This is a genomic window from Oceanobacillus phoenicis, from assembly GCF_047238145.1.
Taxonomy (GTDB): Bacteria; Bacillota; Bacilli; order Bacillales; family Amphibacillaceae; genus Oceanobacillus.
This window is the reverse complement of the sequence record NZ_JBDFME010000001.1, coordinates 2,572,835-2,593,056: the sequence shown is the minus strand read 5'-3', so window position 1 is coordinate 2,593,056 and position 20,222 is coordinate 2,572,835. Positions and strand designations below refer to the sequence as shown.

The 20,222-nt window shown below is 33.8% G+C and carries 22 protein-coding genes and 2 riboswitches; of the genes, 12 read left to right on the top strand and 10 right to left on the bottom strand.

Annotated elements, in window-relative coordinates; genetic code table 11:
* Positions 1-17: 17 nt before the first annotated feature.
* From gcvPB to gcvT, 3 genes are read right to left on the bottom strand one after another with little or no spacing between them, the layout of a single operon-like run.
* A complete protein-coding gene (gcvPB, locus tag ABC346_RS12875) occupies positions 18-1,475 on the bottom strand; it encodes an aminomethyl-transferring glycine dehydrogenase subunit GcvPB (RefSeq protein WP_413235217.1) in 1,458 nt (485 codons plus the stop codon).
* Positions 1,468-2,817, bottom strand: coding sequence for an aminomethyl-transferring glycine dehydrogenase subunit GcvPA (gene gcvPA / locus ABC346_RS12870; RefSeq protein WP_413235216.1), 1,350 nt, complete (start codon positions 2,815-2,817; stop codon positions 1,468-1,470). The genes gcvPB and gcvPA overlap by 8 nt, the downstream gene beginning before the upstream one ends.
* 12 nt (positions 2,818-2,829) lie before the next feature.
* Complete coding sequence (gene gcvT / locus ABC346_RS12865; RefSeq protein ID WP_413235215.1) at positions 2,830-3,945, bottom strand: glycine cleavage system aminomethyltransferase GcvT; 1,116 nt, start codon at positions 3,943-3,945, stop codon at positions 2,830-2,832.
* 67 nt (positions 3,946-4,012) lie between these two features.
* Positions 4,013-4,111: riboswitch (glycine riboswitch) on the bottom strand.
* Positions 4,112-4,114: 3 nt separating this feature from the next.
* Positions 4,115-4,205: riboswitch (glycine riboswitch) on the bottom strand.
* Between the two features lie 195 nt (positions 4,206-4,400).
* Between gcvT and ABC346_RS12860 the strand changes: the two genes are divergently transcribed.
* Together ABC346_RS12860 and ABC346_RS12855 are read left to right on the top strand one after the other, a co-directional pair.
* Positions 4,401-6,011 carry a DEAD/DEAH box helicase gene (locus tag ABC346_RS12860; protein WP_413236554.1) on the top strand — a complete coding sequence of 537 codons (1,611 nt, stop codon included), beginning with the start codon at positions 4,401-4,403 and terminating at the stop codon, positions 6,009-6,011.
* A complete protein-coding gene (locus ABC346_RS12855; RefSeq protein WP_413235214.1) occupies positions 5,998-6,777 on the top strand; it encodes a YqhG family protein in 780 nt (259 codons plus the stop codon). Before ABC346_RS12860 ends, ABC346_RS12855 begins: the two co-directional genes overlap by 14 nt.
* Positions 6,778-6,793: 16 nt before the next feature.
* Here the strand turns inward: ABC346_RS12855 and ABC346_RS12850 are convergent, their stop codons facing one another.
* Positions 6,794-6,979 (bottom strand): YqzE family protein, encoded by a 186-nt coding sequence (locus ABC346_RS12850; RefSeq protein WP_413235213.1) that lies wholly within the window; start codon positions 6,977-6,979, stop codon positions 6,794-6,796.
* A gap of 139 nt (positions 6,980-7,118) precedes the next feature.
* Between ABC346_RS12850 and comGA the strand changes: the two genes are divergently transcribed.
* From comGA to ABC346_RS12810, 8 genes are all read left to right on the top strand, one after another.
* On the top strand, positions 7,119-8,126 hold the full coding sequence (gene comGA / locus ABC346_RS12845) for a competence type IV pilus ATPase ComGA (RefSeq protein ID WP_413235212.1): 1,008 nt from the start codon (positions 7,119-7,121) through the stop codon (positions 8,124-8,126).
* Positions 8,089-9,129, top strand: coding sequence for a competence type IV pilus assembly protein ComGB (gene comGB / locus ABC346_RS12840; protein ID WP_413235211.1), 1,041 nt, complete (start codon positions 8,089-8,091; stop codon positions 9,127-9,129). The genes comGA and comGB overlap by 38 nt, the downstream gene beginning before the upstream one ends.
* Before the next feature lie 12 nt (positions 9,130-9,141).
* Complete coding sequence (gene comGC, locus ABC346_RS12835; protein ID WP_413235210.1) at positions 9,142-9,444, top strand: competence type IV pilus major pilin ComGC; 303 nt, start codon at positions 9,142-9,144, stop codon at positions 9,442-9,444.
* Entirely contained in the window at positions 9,434-9,862 is a 429-nt protein-coding gene (gene comGD, locus ABC346_RS12830; RefSeq protein ID WP_413235209.1) for a competence type IV pilus minor pilin ComGD, read from the top strand. Before comGC ends, comGD begins: the two co-directional genes overlap by 11 nt.
* Complete coding sequence (locus ABC346_RS12825; protein WP_413235208.1) at positions 9,849-10,190, top strand: hypothetical protein; 342 nt, start codon at positions 9,849-9,851, stop codon at positions 10,188-10,190. Before comGD ends, ABC346_RS12825 begins: the two co-directional genes overlap by 14 nt.
* Entirely contained in the window at positions 10,171-10,593 is a 423-nt protein-coding gene (locus ABC346_RS12820; protein WP_413235207.1) for a competence type IV pilus minor pilin ComGF, read from the top strand. Before ABC346_RS12825 ends, ABC346_RS12820 begins: the two co-directional genes overlap by 20 nt.
* The gene (locus ABC346_RS12815; protein ID WP_413235206.1) at positions 10,568-10,939 is read left to right on the top strand and encodes a hypothetical protein; all 372 of its coding nucleotides are present in this window, start codon (positions 10,568-10,570) and stop codon (positions 10,937-10,939) included. The genes ABC346_RS12820 and ABC346_RS12815 overlap by 26 nt, the downstream gene beginning before the upstream one ends.
* A 124-nt stretch (positions 10,940-11,063) precedes the next feature.
* Positions 11,064-11,306: a DUF2626 domain-containing protein gene (locus tag ABC346_RS12810; RefSeq protein ID WP_011066312.1), complete on the top strand. Its 243-nt coding sequence runs from the start codon at positions 11,064-11,066 to the stop codon at positions 11,304-11,306.
* A 46-nt stretch (positions 11,307-11,352) separates the two neighbouring features.
* Here the strand turns inward: ABC346_RS12810 and ABC346_RS12805 are convergent, their stop codons facing one another.
* Positions 11,353-11,976 carry an MBL fold metallo-hydrolase gene (locus tag ABC346_RS12805; RefSeq protein ID WP_413235205.1) on the bottom strand — a complete coding sequence of 208 codons (624 nt, stop codon included), beginning with the start codon at positions 11,974-11,976 and terminating at the stop codon, positions 11,353-11,355.
* Between the two features lie 154 nt (positions 11,977-12,130).
* Here ABC346_RS12805 and ABC346_RS12800 point away from each other — a divergent pair, with 154 nt between their 5' ends.
* Complete coding sequence (locus tag ABC346_RS12800; protein ID WP_413235204.1) at positions 12,131-12,313, top strand: DUF2759 family protein; 183 nt, start codon at positions 12,131-12,133, stop codon at positions 12,311-12,313.
* A 463-nt stretch (positions 12,314-12,776) separates the two neighbouring features.
* Here ABC346_RS12800 and ABC346_RS12795 read toward each other — a convergent pair whose 3' ends face one another.
* The 4 genes from ABC346_RS12795 to ABC346_RS12780 form a co-directional block, all read right to left on the bottom strand.
* On the bottom strand, positions 12,777-14,726 hold the full coding sequence (locus ABC346_RS12795; protein ID WP_413235203.1) for an LTA synthase family protein: 1,950 nt from the start codon (positions 14,724-14,726) through the stop codon (positions 12,777-12,779).
* Between the two features lie 211 nt (positions 14,727-14,937).
* Positions 14,938-15,915: an ROK family glucokinase gene (locus ABC346_RS12790; protein WP_413235202.1), complete on the bottom strand. Its 978-nt coding sequence runs from the start codon at positions 15,913-15,915 to the stop codon at positions 14,938-14,940.
* Positions 15,915-16,109: a YqgQ family protein gene (locus ABC346_RS12785; protein WP_413236553.1), complete on the bottom strand. Its 195-nt coding sequence runs from the start codon at positions 16,107-16,109 to the stop codon at positions 15,915-15,917. Before ABC346_RS12785 ends, ABC346_RS12790 begins: the two co-directional genes overlap by 1 nt.
* An 80-nt stretch (positions 16,110-16,189) precedes the next feature.
* Positions 16,190-17,647 carry a spore germination protein gene (locus ABC346_RS12780; protein ID WP_413235201.1) on the bottom strand — a complete coding sequence of 486 codons (1,458 nt, stop codon included), beginning with the start codon at positions 17,645-17,647 and terminating at the stop codon, positions 16,190-16,192.
* 130 nt (positions 17,648-17,777) lie between these two features.
* Between ABC346_RS12780 and ABC346_RS12775 the strand changes: the two genes are divergently transcribed.
* Positions 17,778-18,641, top strand: a complete 864-nt coding sequence (locus ABC346_RS12775; protein ID WP_413235200.1) for a hypothetical protein — start codon at positions 17,778-17,780, stop codon at positions 18,639-18,641.
* Here the strand turns inward: ABC346_RS12775 and ABC346_RS12770 are convergent, their stop codons facing one another.
* Complete coding sequence (locus ABC346_RS12770) at positions 18,642-20,201, bottom strand: rhomboid family intramembrane serine protease (protein WP_413235199.1); 1,560 nt, start codon at positions 20,199-20,201, stop codon at positions 18,642-18,644. It abuts the gene before it with no gap.
* Between the last annotated feature and the right edge of the window lie 21 nt (positions 20,202-20,222).

Sequence of the window (20,222 nt, the reverse complement as noted above, 5' to 3'; positions counted from 1 at the left end):
GACTTATGAATAACTACTTATGGATTGTATCTTAATACTGGTTTTCTAGCCGCAGTTGTTTCATCCATACGCTTTACAATTGTATGATGAGGCGCTTCCTGGACAAGCTCGGGGTTCTCTTCCACTTCCTTCGCTATTGTGCGCATCGTATCAATAAATCCATCCAATGTTTCTTTTGACTCTGTTTCAGTTGGTTCCACCATCAAACCTTCTTCTACATTCAATGGGAAGTAGATTGTAGGAGGATGATAACCAAAGTCTAATAATCGTTTTGCCATGTCTAATGTTCTTACGCCGAGTTTCTTTTGCTTACTACCTGATAAGACAAATTCATGTTTGCAATGTTGTGGGTAAGGAAGTTCAAATGCACCTTCCAGCTCTCTCATCATGTAATTCGCATTTAATACAGCATACTCACTGACCTTTTTAAGACCTTCTGCTCCCATTGTACGAATATACGTATAAGCGCGTAGATTTATTCCAAAATTCCCATAGAATGGTTTAACTCTTCCGATAGATTGCGGTCGATTTTCATCAAAATCGTAACTATCTTTCTTTTTAATAATTAGTGGTTTCGGTAAAAATGCAGCTAGCTCTTCGCTAACTCCAACTGGACCTGACCCAGGTCCTCCACCACCATGTGGGCCAGTAAACGTTTTATGAAGGTTTAAGTGTACTGCATCAAAGCCCATATCTCCAGGACGTACATAACCCATGATTGCATTCAGATTTGCCCCATCGTAATACAGCTTACCACCAGCTTCATGGACGATTTCAGCCATTGTTAAGATATCTTTTTCAAACAATCCAAGTGTATTAGGGTTTGTTAACATTAAAGCAGCAGTATCCTTTCCTACTACCTGTCTTAAATCATCTAAATCTACTAACCCTTCATGATTAGATTTGACCGTAACAGCTTCAAAACCAGCAACAGCTGCAGAAGCTGGATTTGTTCCATGAGCAGAATCGGGAACGATTACCTTTGTACGTCCATAATCTCCTTTAGACTCATGAAATGCACGGATCATCATTAATGCAGTCCATTCGCCCTGTGCTCCAGCAGCGGACTGTAAAGACACTTCATGCATACCTGTTATCTCTTTTAATGATTCTTGAAGATCGTACATAACTGCCATTGCGCCTTGAACTGTGCTGACATCTTGATACGGATGGATATGACTAAACCCATCTAATCGAGCGATATCTTCATTTATTTTTGGATTATACTTCATTGTGCAAGAACCTAATGGGTAGAATCCAGAATCAACCCCATAATTACGGTTTGATAGACCTGTAAAATGGCGTATAATATCAAGTTCACTTACTTCAGGTAGTTCTGGAGGAGTCTGTCGTACATATTCCGAACCCAACTCTTCTTCTAAATCAAACGATTCAACATCTAACTCTGGTAAACTATAACTTGTTCTTCCTTCTTTACTTCTCTCAAATATTAGTGGAAAATCTTTATTAGACATGAACATCCCCCAATTCTTTCACAAATTGATCGATTTCTTGCTTTGTTCGTACTTCTGTTACAGCAACTAACATATACCCTTCAAGTGATTTATCAACTTTAGCAAGATCATAACCAGCAATTATACCTTTCTCTAATAATTGCTTATTAATTTTCGAGACTGCATCTGGAACTTTTATAACAAACTCATTAAAGAAAGATCCATCGAAAGCGATCTCCAATCCTGCTTCAAGAATTTTTTTCTTTGCGTATCTTGCCTTTTGCATATTCACACTGGCCAATTTACGTAATCCATGCTTACCAATCGAACTCATTGCAACAGAACTAGCTAATGCATTTAAAGCTTGGTTTGAACAAATATTGGACGTTGCTTTATCTCGTCGGATATGCTGTTCTCGAGCTTGTAAAGTTAACACATATCCTCTTGTGCCTTCTTCATCTACTGTTTCTCCTACAAGTCGCCCCGGAACTTTGCGCATTAGTTTTTTCGAAGTTGCAAAATATCCACAATGAGGACCACCAAATTGCGCGGGGATACCGAAAACTTGTGTATCTCCTGTCACAATATCTGCTCCGAACTCTCCTGGAGGTGTTAAATATCCAAGGGCCAATGGATTACTAGAAACAATCAACATTGTTTTCTGATGGTTCTCAAGTAATTGTTCGATTTTTTTCATTGGTTCTAATTGGCCGAAAAAGTTAGGATATTGAACAACTACACCAGCAATCGTATCATCCATTGCTTGATCTAATTGAGCTACATCGGTGATTCCATTTTCGGTATTAATTTCTACAACTTCAATTGACTGGCCTCTTGTATAAGAATCAATTACTGCACGATATTCTGGATGAACCGCTTTTGATACAAGTACTTTTTTTCTTTTTGTATGAGCAGCACTAAGGTTGACTGCTTCTGCCAAGGCTGTTCCTCCATCGTACATAGAAGAGTTTGCAACCGGTAATCCTGTTAATTCTGATATCATTGTTTGAAATTCAAAGATTGCCTGTAACTCCCCTTGAGATATTTCTGGCTGATATGGTGTATACGCAGTATAAAACTCTGAGCGAGAAATCACATGATCTACTACAGAAGGAATGTAATGATCATAAACACCTGCTCCTAAGAAAGATGTGTATTCTTTTGTATGAATATTTCGATTAGCAAGCTCTGTTAACTCTTTCGTTAGTTCATACTCACTTATAGGTGCTTTTAGATTCATTTCACCCTTAAAACGAACATGCTCTGAAATATCAGAAAAAAGTTCTTCCGTTGATTGAATTCCAATTGCATCAAGCATTTCCTGCTTATCTTGATTGGTCATTGGTAAGTAACGAAATTCCATTGGTTTTCCCCCTTATCTTCCTCGTTTATAAAATGGTGTTGAAACTATTTTAGCTTTCAATATACGTTTTCGAACTTTCACGTTAACCTCAGTACCTATTTCTGTAAATGTAGTATTAATTAAAGCTAAACCAACATTCTTATTCAGCGTTGGTGATTGTGTGCCAGAAGTGATAAAACCAATCTCTTCATCATCTTTAAGTACCACATAATCATGTCGAGGAATCCCCTTATCAATCATTTCAATTCCTGCTAATTTACGATTCACACCTGTCTCTACTTGATTTTTTAGGACTTCCTTTCCTATAAAGTCCGATTCTTTATTAACTTTTACCGCAAACCCTAAACCAGCTTCTATTGGAGAAATATTTTTTGATAACTCTTGCCCGTATAGTGCTAAATTAGCTTCAAATCGTAATGTATCACGAGCACCTAATCCAATGGGTTCTAACCCTTCCGCTTCTCCTTTTTCAAGAAGCAATCTCCATAATGCTGCCCCTGATGAAGCATCGATATAGATTTCAAAACCATCTTCACCGGTATACCCAGTTCGCGAAATAAGTGCTTTAGCTTCTATCCCTTTTATAGATACATTATTTTTAAATCTAAAAAATTTAATTTTTTGTAAAGATTCATCTGTACATTTTTGCAGTATATCTTCTGCTTTAGGCCCTTGGATTGCGAGCTGAACATACTGATCAGAAATATTTTCAACTACAACCTCATCATTTGTAAACGAATTTTGTTGTTTTATCCAAGTTGCATCTTTTTCCGTATTTGCTGCATTTACTACTAGCAAATATTCTTCCTTATCTAGCATGTAAACAATTAAATCGTCTACGGTACCACCATCTTCATAACACATAATGGTATATTGTGCTTTACCTGGTTCCAATTTAGAGATGTCATTTGTTAATACGTATTGCAATAACGATTCACTTTTTGGTCCTTTTATATATATTTCACCCATATGAGATACATCAAAGAGACCTGCCTTGGTTCTCGTTACTTCATGTTCATGTTTAATACCGGAGAATTGTACGGGTAAATCCCACCCTCCAAAATCAATCGTTTTTGCTCCAGAAGCTTCGTATTCTGGAAAAATTGGTGTTCGCTTTAGTTCACTCATTCCATCCACTCCCATTTTAGTTTGATGAAAAGCGCATAAAAATAGAGACTCCTCCAAAAAGAAGAATCTCTGTCCTTTAACCAGAAAGTTGCATACTCATTCTTCAAAAAAGAAAGAATACTTGCTTCGTGGGTGGTTTACCTTATCTCGTAAACACTCTCCAGAGTTGCGTCCTACAAGAGTCTATTTGCCTGAGAGATTCGTTCTTCACTTGCTCCTTCGGCGTTACCTTATGTGGTAAGCTCTCCCCTTGTAATCTTCCGCTGATGAAATATGTATATTTTGGATATACTAAATACCAAAATAAAGGAAAATCTATTTTCACTTGGATTATAACACAGATATTGTGGATTTTATAGAAAAAACCAAATTTTATTAACAAGAAAAGGGGATAACATATGGATTCTATCCAAGTCAACAAAGACGAACAGTTTATCATAGACCTGGATGATGCAATGCAGCGAGAAGAAAATCTAACAAGCTGGAAACTTTTCTCTATGGCATATGAAGCTGAAAAGCAAACGATGAGTCCTTCATTTAAAGGGCTACGATCAGTTAATCATTTATCACACCTTCAAATATTAGATCATCAACGAGAGGCAGCTGAACAAGTTATCGAAGAAATGGACGGTAGAGCTATTCTTGCTGATGAGGTTGGTCTGGGAAAAACAATTGAAGCTGGTCTAATATTAAAAGAATACATGGTAAGAGGACTTGTTTCTAAAGTATTAATACTAGTTCCAGCTTCACTGGTAAATCAATGGGAGAAAGAACTCAATGAAAAGTTTCTTATTCCTGCTATTGCACATCGTAAAAATTATAGTTGGTTAGATAATCATGTAGTAATTTCTTCTATAGATACAGCAAAACGCTCTCCAAATCGAGAAGAAATATTAGACATTGACTATGATCTCATTATAATAGATGAAGCTCATAAATTAAAAAACGATAAAACGAAAAATTATCAATTTGTTCGTGAACTTAAGAAGAAATATTGTCTTCTACTTACTGCTACTCCTGTTCAAAATAAACTACTTGAGTTATTTAACTTGATTAGTATATTAAAGCCAGGGCATTTAGGAAACTACCAAACATTTACTGAAAAATATGGAAAAGACAGAAAAAGAATGGAACAAGATCCTTACTTGAAACAACTAGTTCAAAAAGTAATGATTCGAAATACAAGGAAAGAGACAGCTTTGCAACCATCAAAAAGGAAAATAGAAACGGTGTGGATGGACTTCCCGAAAGAATTTCAACAAATATACGATCAGTTAGTTCAACTTTCGTTTGGAATGTCTTCATTTTCAAAGATTACCTATTTACGTGAATTTTGTTCTTCTCGTGAAGCGTGCTATATGTCATTAGTTAAATTCGTAAAAGATATAGAAGATGAACAACATCCACTAAAAAAAATAATCTCTGATTTAGAATCATTAGAACAACATGTAAAAGCGGAACAGATGGTAAAGTTAATTCAATCTTTAGGTGATGAAAAAGTAATCGTATTTACAGAATATAGAGCTACACAATACTATTTGCAATGGTTCTTACAACAACATGGAATTACGTCCGTTCCATTCCGTGGTGGATTTAAACGCGGAAAAAAAGACTGGATGAAACAGTTATTCAAAGATCATGCCCAAGTACTTATTGCTACAGAGGCTGGAGGCGAAGGTATTAACCTTCAGTTTTGTCATAATATGATTAATTATGATCTACCATGGAATCCAATGCGTTTAGAACAACGGATAGGAAGGATTCATCGATTTGGTCAAGAAAAAGACGTACAAATATATAATTTAGTTATTAGAAATACGATCGAAGAACATATGCTCTCCCTATTGTATGAAAAAATTGATTTATTCCAAAATGTAATCGGTAATCTAGATGCTATATTAGCTGAGTTAAATGTTAAAAGTCTTGAGGCAGAGATGGAATCCATTTATAATGAATCGAGTTCTAGTGGGGAAGTTCGTATTAAATTAGATAATTTGACCTCCATAATAGAACAATCAAATCCATCAGATAGTGAAATGGAGGAGAAAAAGTATGGAAATTCATGATTTAAATTCTTTTCTTAGTGATTATTTTAAAACAAAGAACTGCTCGATTGAAGAAAATCTAGATGGAAAAATGATCATTCAGTTAACGGAAGAGATGGATCGAGAACTAATGAATAGGCCATTTTACTGGCATTATATAAAAAAGATAGGACGTCAAGGTGATCCAATGAAATTGTCACTGATAACCAACCCTGATAAGAAAGACGAACAAGGAGAATGGATTCATTTCGGCAGCCCTCGCCTACACCAAATACTTGAAAAATTAAAACAAGGTGAACGACTTACAAAATTATTTGAGGTCATTCATACTGCCGAAAAAACCCCTCTGTATCCGTGGTTAATTACCAATATCAAAATTAGTTATAGTGGAAGATACAAAAAGGATGAAATACTATCTATGGGGGTACAATTAGTAAATGGTAAAATGATTGTCGATGCAATGGAGAAGCTACAGAAAATTCCATTGGAAAAATCCATTTCCGATTACTGTTTTACCATGTCACCCATGATTAAACTCAAGAGTGGTTTTAAGCGCATTCAAGATACCATTACCACATATATTGAAAATCAGGAACATAATTGGGCAACCGATTCTTTTGAAGTTTGGAAAGAGGAGAAAAAGACGCTTACACACTTTTATGAAGATGATTTAGAGCATAAACGATACATGCAGGAATTAGAAGACCTAAAAAAGAGATATCAACCTACGATTGAAATTACGGTTATAAACGGTGGTATTTTTTATTTAAAAAATAATTCCTTGTAATAAAAAAAGAAATGGTTCATTTTCCATTTCTTTTTTTATACCATAGTTTAAATGTAAATGGTAAAACTCCAAACCAACGACTCTGATATAATCCATTTGTTTTTTGATGAGTATTCTTTCTTTTTTGTTTTTCTTCCTTTGGCAGATCGATATAAGTAATTACTTGTTCAGTCATATATCTTAAATAGTCATTTCCTTTCATACGCACACCGCCTTTATTTACTAATTAGTTTGGTCAGTCCTTAAATTATTATTCAAAATATTTTCAAATACATGCAGGATAATACTGAGTTATGTAGAAAGTATATATAGTCAGAAAATCTTCGAAAGGAGGTAGATGCATGAATGAAGTAAAAAAACTTTCTGACTCCCTCATTCAATCTGCGGTCGCATTACAATCTTCGGACATACACTTTTATCCTTATTCTACACAGACGGAAATATATTTTCGTATTCATGGAAAACGTACACTACATCGAAAGATTTCTTCAAATCAATATCGATTATTAATCACCTATTATAAGTTTATTTCAGGAATGGATATTGGCGAGTCCAGAATACCACAACATGGTACAATAATCTGGAGTGAAACGTCGAACACTTATTCTTTGCGTATTTCTACCCTTCCCCACTATTTACTAGAGAGCATAGCAATACGAATCCACCCACAACAATCTCATCAGATAGAGCAGAAATTGTTTCTTTTCCCAAATCAAATTCGTCACATAAAAAAAGAATGGTTAACAAATCAAGCAGGTATCATTCTACTAACAGGTCCAACTGGAAGCGGCAAATCAACCACTTTATATGCACTATTAGAATCCATACTTGCTGAAAAGCCATGTCAAACAATTACACTAGAAGATCCTATTGAAAAAAAGATGGATAATGTATTACAAATTCAAATTAACGAGAAAGCAGGTATATCCTACCATACTGGACTAAAAGCTGCACTACGGCATGATCCAGATATTATTATGGTTGGAGAAATTCGTGATCGTAAGACCGCTCATTTTGCACTTGAAGCTGCTTTAACTGGACACCTCGTTTTTAGTACTTTACATGCTAAGAATGCTATTGGAACTATATTTCGATTAAAAGAAATGGGGTTGAAGGATATTGACCTTGAGCAAAGCTTATTAGCTATTGGAGCAATCCAACTCTTACCGATTCAATATAAAGGCAAAAATAGAAGAGCTGCAATAATGGAATTGTTAGAAGGAGAACAGTTGTCAGAAGTAATAAATAATCAACGAAATCAACTTGAATACCGTTTTACATTTGAATATCTACGAAAGAAGGCTTTTGCATATGGCTTTATATCTAAGGAAGATTATTCAACAACATAAGCTATCTTCTAGCAAACAACTTCGCTATTTACAAATTCTAAGCAGAATGTTATCGAAAGGGTTAACGATTTCTGAATCACTTGACACACTTACTTTCTATCAAGAATATAAACATATTGCTGAAATGATAAAACAAGATCTTAAGAATGGATTACATCTAGATGAAGCACTTGAAAACGTCCATTTTCACCACTCTATTATTACACACCTTTATGTTGTGAGGGATAATGGTAATTTAGAAAACCGCATAAAGCAAAGTGTAAATCTATACCAAAATCGAATAAATTATCAGAAGCGATTTCAACAAGTAGTCCGATATCCACTTATTCTGATAATAACGTTTAGTATTATATTATTTTTTGTGTATAATCAAGTCCTTCCTTCCTTTCAATATCTGTTCGTAAGCAACCTTTCCCCTCCACTTCAACTCGTGTTTTTTATGTTACAATGGGTTGGTTATTTTATTCTTATTGTGTTATTTTTCTTCCTAATTGCCTTTGTATTTTGGTCCTTCTACAAAAAAAGGATATCTACGGAGCTGAAGATAAAGATCTTTTCTAAAATCCCTCTTCTTGCAAGTTACTATAGAAAACAAACATCTTTTCATTTTGCTACGCAATTAAGTTCACTGCTTGAGGCAGGTTTGTCATTTCATCAATTACTTTCTTACATGGCTAATCAGGAGAAATTGCCGATTATTACCAATTATTCAAAACAGATGCACTTGCAATTAGCAAAAGGAAAATCATTAGAGAGTTTACTTACATCTTTTGTCTTTATTGAAAAACAACTAAAAGCAATTATGTCTACTAGAGTTGATGCAAAGACGCTTGCTAAGGACTTACACGTGTATGCTGAATTGTCTATGGAAGAAATGTACTACCAATTAAACAAGATAATTACGTATATTCAACCTATATTTTTTATCATTATGGGTGCTTTTATTATTTTCATCTATATTAGTATCCTCTCTCCAATGTTTGAAATAATGAATACAATTTAAGGAGTAGATAATATGTTTAAAAAAGAAGAAGGTTTTACACTCATTGAAATGCTAATTGTGCTAATGGTCATTTCCGTTTTAATGATCCTCATCATCCCTAATATTGGTAAAAAAAGTGAAGACGTACATTCAAAAGGTTGCGAAGCATTGGTCAGTGTTGTTCAAGCTCAAGTAGATGCATTTTTACTAGAGACGGGACAACTCCCTAGTTCATTGGATGACTTAGTGGACAATAATTATATTACTGGAGATCAATTAACTTGTCCTAACAATAATGCACTAACTTATTCGAACGGCAAAGTAAATGCCTCCTAGCAAGAATGGATTTACACTCATCGAAGTATTATTCTCTTTAGCCATTTTAATGGTTATAATAGCCCTCTTCTCACCTTTACAAATAAATCAACTAAATCAATTAAAAGAGAACCGATTTCTTGAGTTACTAGAATATGATGTCTTGTATATTCAATCACGAGCAAGAATGTATGAAAATGAACGTGTTCTAATTCGATTTTATGCTGATGAATACAGAATAATTGAAGGAATGAATACCAATGAAGTTCGTCCATATCCAACAGGATTATCAATTGACACATTTGGTAGAAGAGAAATATATTTCAATACGAATGGCACATTTATTCAGCCGCGAACAGTACGGGTGTATGGAATTTATAAATCATATCGATTAACTTTTCCACTAGGGAAAGGGCGTTTTTATATTGCAGAAATCTAATGGGTTTAGTTATATGGAAGTGTTAATGGCAACTTTACTCTTTTTTACAATAATCATATTGCTTCTTCCTCTTTCCTCTCTTCTAATGAAAGAGCAACTCGTGCTTCAAGAAAGACGAACAATAGCTTATAAATTACATGATAAACTACAATCAAACCTATGGAATGATCTTCAACACGAACAATCTACATTCTTATTGGAGAACTCTCAAACAGAGGTAATGTTTGATTTTGAAACAGATCAAAGAATACTCACAGGATGTGCACAGTGGGTAAATATAAATCATCGCCAAGAGGAGTATTGTTTGCATGGTAAATCTCCGAAATAATCGAGGTTTCTCGTTAATCAGTCACTTATTGATGTTGACAATTATCTTAATTACACTTCCTTTTATAAGTTATATGTTACAGTCCACAGAAACTCCATCTACTAAGGAAGAACTGTCTGTTCATCAATTTTTCCAATTTATACGTGATGATGTGATTCGCTCTCTTCATGCAGTGACCACAAATGAAAAACTGGTATTAACTGTGCCAAGTGAGTTAAATGAACAAACCGTTATTTACGAACAATACGGAAATGTGATTCGACGCCAAGTAGATGGAGAAGGATTTGAAATTTATGTAAGAAACATAGCTGAATTATACTTCCAACAGTTAGAATTTGGATTTCAAATTATATTAACGACAAGTTCAGGGGAACAATATGAAAAAACAATTAGTTTTTATTAACAATGAACAAGGATTTCTATTCATTTATGTTATTTGGATTATTAGCTTCCTATTTATAAATATATCATTATTGACTATTTATTATCATCATGATCAACAGATAACCGATTTTCATTTAAAACAACTCCAGTCAGAGACATTGTTTCAAATGAGCAAGGTAGACGTTGAAAACGATATAGAGGAATTTATCGATACACAAAAATCTAAATATTATTCTTATCCTGATGGAGTGGTTGAAGTACGGATAAAATCAAGAAAGCAACATATTCTTTCATTATCTTTCATTATTTTTTTGGATGAGGAACCTTTTTATTCCTATGATCATTTTTACAAATTTGACGAATAAAATTTATTTAATAGGTTATTCTAATTACAACTTCTAATACAAATGTTTATGAGAAACGTTTACAATCTTATCCAGCTCGTATATAATAACTATGAAAAGGCTACCTACAAAGGAGGGGGAAGACATGGATCGTATGTTTCGTGTTCTTGCCTTTTGGACAGGTATTTTTACAGTAATGTTTTATGTCGGTGACATGATGAATACTGCACTTCTATTCCTGGCTCAAACGGCGTTTTTCCTTACATTAGGCTATTTAAAATTATCCGAACGTATGTACATGTATTTATTTGGTGCATATTGTACTGTATTTCTAATTGGATATACTTGGTATTCCGAGTTTATACTTGTACCTGGGTTTGGACATTAAAACCAAGAAAAAACCACATGAATCATGTGGTTTTTTCTTATGCCCGTCAGGCTTGAAAAAAAGGATTTTCATCTTTTTCTGCTTGTATGGTCGTAATTGGACCGTGTCCGGATAAAACTTGATATTGTCCCGGTAATTGATATAGTTTTTCTCGAATTGAATGTTCTAATATGCCTATATCTCCTCCTGGCAAATCAGTTCTACCAATTCCTTTTTGAAACAGGACATCTCCGCTGATAACTAATTGTTGTTCAGGAAATATATAACTTACACTACCAGGGGAGTGACCAGGTGTATGATATACTTGCATTGAAAACTCTCCAATAGTTAAACTACCTTCTTCCACACTGAATTCTACAGGAGCTGCTGTAATAGATTCTCCCATTAACTTATATGATCCATTCAAATTTGGATCGCTTAACCACTCGTGTTCTGCCTGATGTAAATAAACTGGGGCATTTGTTTTCTGACGAATCTGTTCTAACGCCCCAATATGATCAAAATGTGCATGAGTTAATAAAATCGCATTAATAGATAAGTTATGTTCTTCAATTATAGAAAGAATTATTTCTGCATCTCCACCTGGATCAACAACAATCCCATTTCTTCCCTCTTTGATAATATAACAATTCGCCTGTACAAGGCCAACTGGTCTAGCAATAATTTCCATAAAATTCTCTCCTTATTTTTTATAATAACTCGACAAAAAAGATGGAATACTATAAAATAATAATTGATAACCGTTAGTTACATAATAATACATATATTCCTTTCGACTCAATAGTAATTAAGAAAAAGAGTTGGAATGAGGAGGTTAATTAAAGATGGAAGCGTATTATCACATTATCCTTGGAGTATTACTTTTAGGAGTCACTTTATTAGCTGTTATTTCTGTTATTCGTCAGCTAAAGTATAAAAACATGTTTGCATTATTATTTTCAGCGATTACTGCTGTAACCTTCGGATTCTTTTCAATCGCTACGATTATTAAAGAAATTATTGGTTAATTACAATGAGAAAAACAACAATTTTGCTTTTGCAATATTGTTGTTTTTTTGGTTCTAAGTCAAATGTTGGGGTGAGCAATTAGCTCACTCCTATTTATATTAAACCATTTTGTTTTTATATTGATGATGGTAATAGTATCCTTGCTCGAAAACGATCGAAAACGTTTATATCCATAATCATGTACCTTTTTTGTCCACTCACCACATTGTGGACTCCAACTCCCACCTAATGTAATAGATACCTTCTCGTACTTCTGTATTTCCTTCTTCCAACTCAGGTAATGTTTTTTAAGAATTCAATTGCACGCATCACCTTATTGTTTGGTTTAGTGGTTTAAACAATGATAACAAAAATAGGAGATTGCGTGTTTTTTATTAATTAAAATTTTCCTTTACTCCAACAATTATTTTAGAACCAAAAAAACCTAACAACAATCGGATTGTTGTTAGGTTTCCTATAGGTTTAATTATGTTCATTTGATTCATCTTTACCGAAATCTACGAAGCGGAATAAATCACCATATATAATGGAATCTGAGTAAGCTAATTCTTGGTCAACTTTTTCTTGAATTGAATCACATGCACTCGCTACTTGTTCTTTTTGCTGATCTGCTTCTTGTTCAGATGATGTTTCTTCATCAATGATGTCATCTACAGGTTCACCAGTTTCCCTGTCATAACATACACCTACAGTTTTTATATAGTCTTCACTAACGAAATCACCGTTACGAAGTGCTATATAATCTTTACGATCTTCACTAAACATATCATTACCGAAATAGATATCTTTATCTTCTTCAATACCTAACATATTAAGCATTGTCGGTTTAAGATCAATTTGTCCTGTTACTTCATCCATTACTTTTCCTTCTCCATGTCCAGGAATATGAACAAATAAAGGAACACGTTGTAACTGTACTTGATCATAAGGAGTAATCTCTTCTTTATCTAAATACTGTGCCATCGCACGATTATGATTCGCACTAATTCCTATATGATCGCCCATAATCACAATTACCGAATCTTCATATAACCCACTGTCTTTTAAATCTTGGAAGAACTGTTCAATAGCTTCATCCATATATCTTACAGCTGGGAAGTAATTATTAAGTGTATTTGAGTTTGAATCAAATTTATCAATAGACGTGTCTTCTTCATGCATTTCAAATGGGAAATGGTTTGTTAAAGTTATAAACTTACTATAAAAAGGTTGTTCCATTGATTCTAAATACTTAATTGATTGTTCAAAGAATGGTTTATCTTTCAATCCCCAACCAATTGAATTCTCGTTTGAAACTTCATAAGCCTCTTCTCCATAAAAATTGTCAATCTCTAAGCTGTCATACATACCATCACGGTTCCAGAAGCTTTTATTATTTGCGTGTAAAACTGATGAAGTATACCCTTCTTCTTTAATCATTTCAGGAAATGCATTGTATTCATTCCCACCATGAGTAAAGAATACTGCACCACGTGAAAGTGGATACAAGGAGTTCTCAACTAAAAACTCAGAATCAGAAGTGTTTCCTTGGCCAGTCTGTTCATAGAAGTTTTCGAAGTAATACGTATCTTCATCTTCAACTAAACTGTTTAAAAACGGCGTTACTTCCTCACCATTGACATCATTATTAATTACAAAATGTTGTAATGACTCTGCATTAATGAAGATAACGTTCTTACCTTCAGCAACACCGGACATTTCTTCACTACGTTTATGATCGATATTCGTTTCGATAAATTCCTCAATTTCAGGTATTTCATTCCCATCTGCAAATACTCGTTGGGATTCTGTCTTTGAGTGAACAACAATATCGTATATATGGTAATTAAATAAACCGATATTTTTAACTAAATATTCTCTGTCAAACGCACGAGTAAATAATTGTGGACGTTCCATCTCTGCTAAGAAAAAGTTTCCTGCAAGTAGGACTAGAGAAAATGCAACTGCTCCAACTTTTCCACTCTTTGGATATTGAACAGATAAAGTACCTTCATATTTCTTACTTAAAATCCAAATAATAACGACATCAGCAAAGAATAATACATCATACGGTTTGATTAAGGTCAAAATACTTGAACCTAAATCTCCCATATTACTTCCCATAAATAATTGTGGGATGGTAATAAAATCTGTAAACTGACGATAGAATACGAGATTTGCCCAAATAATCAAGGAAGCAAATAACGCCATATAGCGAATATATTTCATTTGCCTTGAAGTCTTATTAAACCAAACTGCAATCGTAAATATTAAGAATGCAGATACAAATGGATTAATAAATAAAATTAACTCTTGCATCGAATTGTCTATTCCAATGTTGAACATGAATCTATATACAATATACGTTTTTAGACCAAATAATATCGCTGCTAGTACATACAACGGCATCTTTGGTTTTTTGAAGAATTTCATAGTTCTCCTCCTAGTTTCCTAACTCATTCATCTAAATTTCATAGTACAATTACTCATTATGGATTATCTTCCACCTTTTTAGCAATTGTAAACTACAATTAATAAAATACTTATTAATATAGACGAATATCATGCCATTAAAGTTTCACTTTTATAAGATTTTTTTACACTGTACTCATAAGTTACTATTTTAGTAGAAAATCAAAAAAAATCAAGTGAAAAATGTGCTATTTTTTGAAGAATATACCAAATATGCTGCTCCAATAATACCTGCATCATTTCCTAATTGCGCAGTTTTAATGGAACATGCTTCTGCAACTCTTGGTAGTGCATGTCTATTAAAAGCTTGCTGGATAGCTTCAATTAACTGATTCCCAGCTTTGGAAACTCCTCCACCGATTAACACTTTGGAAGGGTTTATTATTACACCCATATTAGCTAACACTTTCCCTAATACATCAGCAGTGTGATCAACTATCGATTTTGCGGCTATATCACCTTCAGATGCAAGTTCAAAAATTTCTTTCGATGTTATTTCACCATTACTATTATAAACTTTCGCTAATTTTGACTCAGGTATTTCAATTACTTTTTCTAATGCTTGTCTTACTATACCTGTAGCTGAGGTAATTGTTTCTAAACAACCATTATTACCACAATTACAAGGTGCCCCATTCTCTTCCACTATCATATGACCCAATTCTCCAGCCATTCCATTTGCCCCATTTAAAATTCGGCCGTTGGCAATAATCCCTCCACCAACACCAGTTCCAAGTGTAATAGCAATTAGATTGTCTGCTTGATTTCCTGCACCAACCCAATTTTCTCCTAGTACTGCAATATTCGCATCATTTTCAACATACACCGGGACTTTTGCATATTGTTTAAACGCTTCAGCTAGAGCAACATTCTTCCATCCAATATTAACTGCTTCATACACGAATCCATTTTCTGAATCGATAAAACCTGGTGCGCCTACACCGAGTCCTGCTATCGATGATAAAGAGTATCCTAAATTAGCCATTTTTGACTCAATAGATGACCAGATTTCTGGAACAATATGTTTTCCGCCATCTACTAAGCTTGTAGGTACTTCCCATTTGTGTAGTATACTTCCATTTTCAGAGATAAAACCTATCTTAACCGTAGTTCCTCCAATATCAATCCCCACTAATAAATGTTTCTCCACTATCCATTCCCCTTTAAATGATTATTTTTTTCTTTTTTCACGCAAAGTTTAGCCATTTGAAATTCTTGTTGAGTAATAAATCCATATTGGTACAAATCATTTAATTCAAGTTCTATTAATTCCAAATCTCCAAGACGATCACCAGTATAAATAAACGCACCAAAGCGTTTTAATAAATTACGAACATCAATCATCGTTTTCAAATTAATCACCAATGAATATTATACCAAAAGCTTTTAGTAATGGGAACTAAACAAACGAAAACCCGAATCACTTAACGATCCGGGTCTTTCGGGTCTAATATATCAGGTCGGCGATGCTTTATCGGTACTGGCATACGAATGATCACATCTCGCAACGCTTTAGGTGAAAATGGAATAAACGGCCAAAAATAAGGAATTTTAAATGTTGTCATTTTTGTTATATACAATAACCAACAAGTTATCCCTACTACATAGCCAATCACTCCAAAACTTGCAGTTACTAGTAATAAAATAATACGTACAATTCGATTAGCCATACTCAACTCATAACTAGGGGTCGCATAAGAACCGATTGCTGCAGTAGCGATATACAGAACAACCTCATTGGTAAACCACCCTACTTGTACGGATACTTCACCTATCATAATCGCGGCAACTAATCCGAGTGCGGTCCCTAATGCAGATGGAGTATGAATGGAAGCCATCCTTAACATATCTAGCCCTATCTCCGCGATTAGAAATTGAACAAGTAGAGGTATTACCCCTGGATCATCAGGACCAATAAACTCTAAAGCATCTGGCAATAACTCTGGATGTGAAGACATTAAATAATAAAGAGGCAGTAATATCATTGAAAATACAATCGCAAAAAAACGTACCATTCTTAAATATGCACCAACTGTTGGCTTCTGACGATACTCTTCCGCATGTTGTAAGTGATTCCAAAACGTTGTTGCAGTTATCATAACACTAGGAGAGCCATCAATAATTAGCAGTATATGTCCATCATATAAGTGAGCAGCTGCAGTATCTGGTCTTTCTGTATACCTTACAGATGGATAAGGATTCAAATAACGATCACTTAAAAACTCTTCAATTGTTTTCTCAGCCATCGGTAGTCCATCTGTGTCAATTTTTTCTAATATTGATCGTATTTTGTCTATATGTTTATTATCTGCAATATCTTCTATATAACTTATCACTACGTCTGTTTTTGATCTTCGACCGACCTGCAAATATTCCATTCGAAGTGAACGATCTCGTACTCTTCGTCTTGTTAATGCGGTATTAAATACTAATGTTTCAACAAATCCATCTCTCGGTCCACGAACTACTCTTTCTAAATCTGGTTCTTCAGGTGAACGTGAAGGGTAAGTTCTTGAATCAATTATAATCGCCTTATCTATACCATCTACAAATAAAGCTGTTGCTCCTGCTAATACAAAATCAGCTGCCTGATAGATATTATCTATGGGTTCAATTTCTATATAAGGAATGTATCTCTTAAGGAGTTTTGTTAATGTATCTTTATCCAGTTCATTCTCTTCTAACTCAGCCAATGTTTTCATGATAAATAACGATATATCATCTTTAGCAAAACCATCAACCATGAACATAGCCATATCTTTGCCTGCATAATTTAAATCTAAATAGATTAAATCAAAACTTTTATCCACACCTAAATAACTTTTTAGAAATGTAACGTTGTTTTTTAATTTATGGTCAATTGGTCTTTTGTCCTGTTCCATTCGTTACCACCCATGATCTATATGATATGAATAGTTTATTACGAACCATAATTTCTATACTAGAATCCTTCATATATTCTTTTTGTTTAACATATATAAACATATAGACAAGCGATAAAGGATGAGGAAGATGTGGAAAAAATATATCCTTCCAATTATAGGCGGTTTAATATTTGTGCTTACTATTTATATTATCAATATTGATAAACAAGCAATTAGTTTTTTTCCGTTAGATGATACACACACTTTTAATTATGCAGATACAAAGATTTCACTTATAGGAGAGGAAGATACAAATCGTTACGAAATGCAATGGAATATAAATTCACAGAGTGATGAGGAATTAACCATGCGGCAAGATGTTTCGTTATTATTTCTAAATGGTAGGCTGAAAGGAGTTCGTAGTAAATGGCAACAAAATACAGATAAAATTGATATTCAAGAAAATTTTATTGGACAAAACTCGAATCATTTTGAGAGTATTTCTTTTCATCAAGGAGAAATTCATATTGATGATAATACAATAAGAAGCATCCAGCAAATGTCTCAAGATGATTTGTATGTCATTGACTCCCCTTCAGAGCCAATTGCTTCATTTAAAGAACCTGCTAACGAATATGAAAAGGAGTGGGAAGAGGTCTTAAATCGGACGTCTAATCAACAATTAATTTATCAATGGCAGCAACTCATACATTATTATCAAGTTGATTCCTCCAACTATTATGTTATACCTTTAACAAAATTAGTTTTATATGAAGCGTCTCCGTTGCCAAATATGACAAAAGAAAAATCAGATCAAGTGATTGGACAATTGTGGGAGGGCCTCTACAAAAATTATATTATTCCAGCACTTGATCCACCGAACGATAATCTTAGTAGCTTTGTACCGCTAATTTTAATCGATAAAGAAGCAAAACATTTATTTGTTCTATTTGAACTAAACGGAAAAAAAGAGCAGCTAATTCAGCGATTGCCAAAAGCTACTCTAAAATGATTAATAATTGGATAAGTCTTGCTGAAGATCAATTAAATCCTGATTATCAGGAAATCGGTCTAAACCTTCGCCCAATACTTCTTTTGCCTTATCAAATTCAAAATTATTTGCATAAATTATAATTAAATTATTGTATGCTTCAGGAATAGTTTCTTCATACTCTAGACTTTCTTCTAAATCAGCTTGTGCTAATTCAATTTCATCTTGCTGAATATATGCATATGAACGATGGAAGAGAAAATAAGGCATTAACTCATTATTATCGTTATTTGTTTTTAAATCATTTAATGCATTGGTAGATATGTCAATTGCTTCCTCAAATTGATTATCAGATAATTTTTCTTCTACTTCAATCAATTTAAACTCTAAAGAAGAAGCGTTGTTATCAGTACCATACATGAGTAACCCTGCACATAAAATAATAAATGCGATGATTGCTCCTAATTGATATTTACCATTCTTCTTATTAGGTACGTATAGACAAGCGGCTACTAAAAAGCCTCCAATTAGACCTCCAAGATGAGCACCCATATCTATTTCCGGAATGGAAAATCCAATGACAAGGTTTACTACAAGTATGAAAACAATATTCATACCCATCGTATCTTTAAATACATCTTTATAAATTAAACCAAAGAATAACAATGCCCCAAACAATCCAAATATTGCACCAGATGCCCCGGCAGAAATACTAATGGAAGTAGCAAAGCTAGCTATCGAACCAGCAATTCCTCCAAGGAAATAAATAACTAAAAATCTAGTTCTACCAAAAATTCTCTCAATAGCTGTTCCGAGATAAAATAAAGCAACCATATTCATTAAGATATGGACAAAACCAATATGTAAGAACATGGAAGTTAACAACCTCCACCATTCTCCTTCCATAATCAATGGATTATATTTTGCACCCATATCTATAAGCGTATCAATATTTTCACTTCCGCCATTATTTATTTGTTGTAAGAAAAAGAGTAAATTAAGTGCTATTAAAATATATGTAAATAATGGTTTCCCGTTTGAAAATACTTTACGCCTTTTTTCTATTCTGTTGTTAAAATCATGAAGTATGGTTTGCTTATAGAAAGAAACTTTTCTTTCTTTTTCTTCATCATCCATTTCTTCTATTTCATCTAAAGAGAGATCTAGACCTGTTTTTTCTCGTAAACGTTTAATTTCATCGGAACGCACTGATTCATGTAAAAAATATACATTCATCGTAAATGGCTTTTTTGCATTTGAAGTAATCGGTTTTTTTAATGTTTGCCAGTCATCACCAATCGGTTCCTCGCTAGCAGTATAAATGGTGATTGCTTCAATATGTTTTCCTTTGAACATCTTTCTCATTTGATGAATGCGTTGATATGTACTAGTTACATCTTGTTTAAGTTGATTTTGCCAATCAAACCTCTGTGGCAATACTCTAATGATGACTGAAGTGTTGTTTTGAAATCTTTCGAACCAAAGCTCATCTGTTTCCTCATTATTATTAATTAATTCAAATCCTTGTTGAAATAGTTGATAAGCTAATTGGTACTCCATATATAAATCGTTTATGTACATACACCAACCTCCCCATGAATA

Bases quoted from the DNA above. Each gene is read 5' to 3' on its own strand.
- ABC346_RS12785 (WP_413236553.1), bottom strand. From the start codon at position 16,109: ATGATTGATGTTCGTAATTTATTAAAACGCTTTGGTGCGTTTATTTAT.
- ABC346_RS12820 (WP_413235207.1), top strand. From the start codon at position 10,171: ATGGTAAATCTCCGAAATAATCGAGGTTTCTCGTTAATCAGTCACTTA.
- ABC346_RS12800 (WP_413235204.1), top strand. From the start codon at position 12,131: ATGGAAGCGTATTATCACATTATCCTTGGAGTATTACTTTTAGGAGTC.
- ABC346_RS12855 (WP_413235214.1), top strand. From the start codon at position 5,998: ATGGAAATTCATGATTTAAATTCTTTTCTTAGTGATTATTTTAAAACA.
- ABC346_RS12775 (WP_413235200.1), top strand. From the start codon at position 17,778: ATGTGGAAAAAATATATCCTTCCAATTATAGGCGGTTTAATATTTGTG.
- ABC346_RS12770 (WP_413235199.1), bottom strand. From the start codon at position 20,201: ATGTACATAAACGATTTATATATGGAGTACCAATTAGCTTATCAACTA.
- ABC346_RS12780 (WP_413235201.1), bottom strand. From the start codon at position 17,647: ATGGAACAGGACAAAAGACCAATTGACCATAAATTAAAAAACAACGTT.
- ABC346_RS12815 (WP_413235206.1), top strand. From the start codon at position 10,568: ATGAAAAAACAATTAGTTTTTATTAACAATGAACAAGGATTTCTATTC.
- ABC346_RS12795 (WP_413235203.1), bottom strand. From the start codon at position 14,726: ATGAAATTCTTCAAAAAACCAAAGATGCCGTTGTATGTACTAGCAGCG.
- gcvPB (WP_413235217.1), bottom strand. From the start codon at position 1,475: ATGTCTAATAAAGATTTTCCACTAATATTTGAGAGAAGTAAAGAAGGA.
- gcvPA (WP_413235216.1), bottom strand. From the start codon at position 2,817: ATGGAATTTCGTTACTTACCAATGACCAATCAAGATAAGCAGGAAATG.
- comGD (WP_413235209.1), top strand. From the start codon at position 9,434: ATGCCTCCTAGCAAGAATGGATTTACACTCATCGAAGTATTATTCTCT.
- gcvT (WP_413235215.1), bottom strand. From the start codon at position 3,945: ATGAGTGAACTAAAGCGAACACCAATTTTTCCAGAATACGAAGCTTCT.
- ABC346_RS12850 (WP_413235213.1), bottom strand. From the start codon at position 6,979: ATGAAAGGAAATGACTATTTAAGATATATGACTGAACAAGTAATTACT.
- comGA (WP_413235212.1), top strand. From the start codon at position 7,119: ATGAATGAAGTAAAAAAACTTTCTGACTCCCTCATTCAATCTGCGGTC.
- ABC346_RS12805 (WP_413235205.1), bottom strand. From the start codon at position 11,976: ATGGAAATTATTGCTAGACCAGTTGGCCTTGTACAGGCGAATTGTTAT.
- comGC (WP_413235210.1), top strand. From the start codon at position 9,142: ATGTTTAAAAAAGAAGAAGGTTTTACACTCATTGAAATGCTAATTGTG.
- ABC346_RS12810 (WP_011066312.1), top strand. From the start codon at position 11,064: ATGGATCGTATGTTTCGTGTTCTTGCCTTTTGGACAGGTATTTTTACA.
- ABC346_RS12860 (WP_413236554.1), top strand. From the start codon at position 4,401: ATGCAGCGAGAAGAAAATCTAACAAGCTGGAAACTTTTCTCTATGGCA.
- comGB (WP_413235211.1), top strand. From the start codon at position 8,089: ATGGCTTTATATCTAAGGAAGATTATTCAACAACATAAGCTATCTTCT.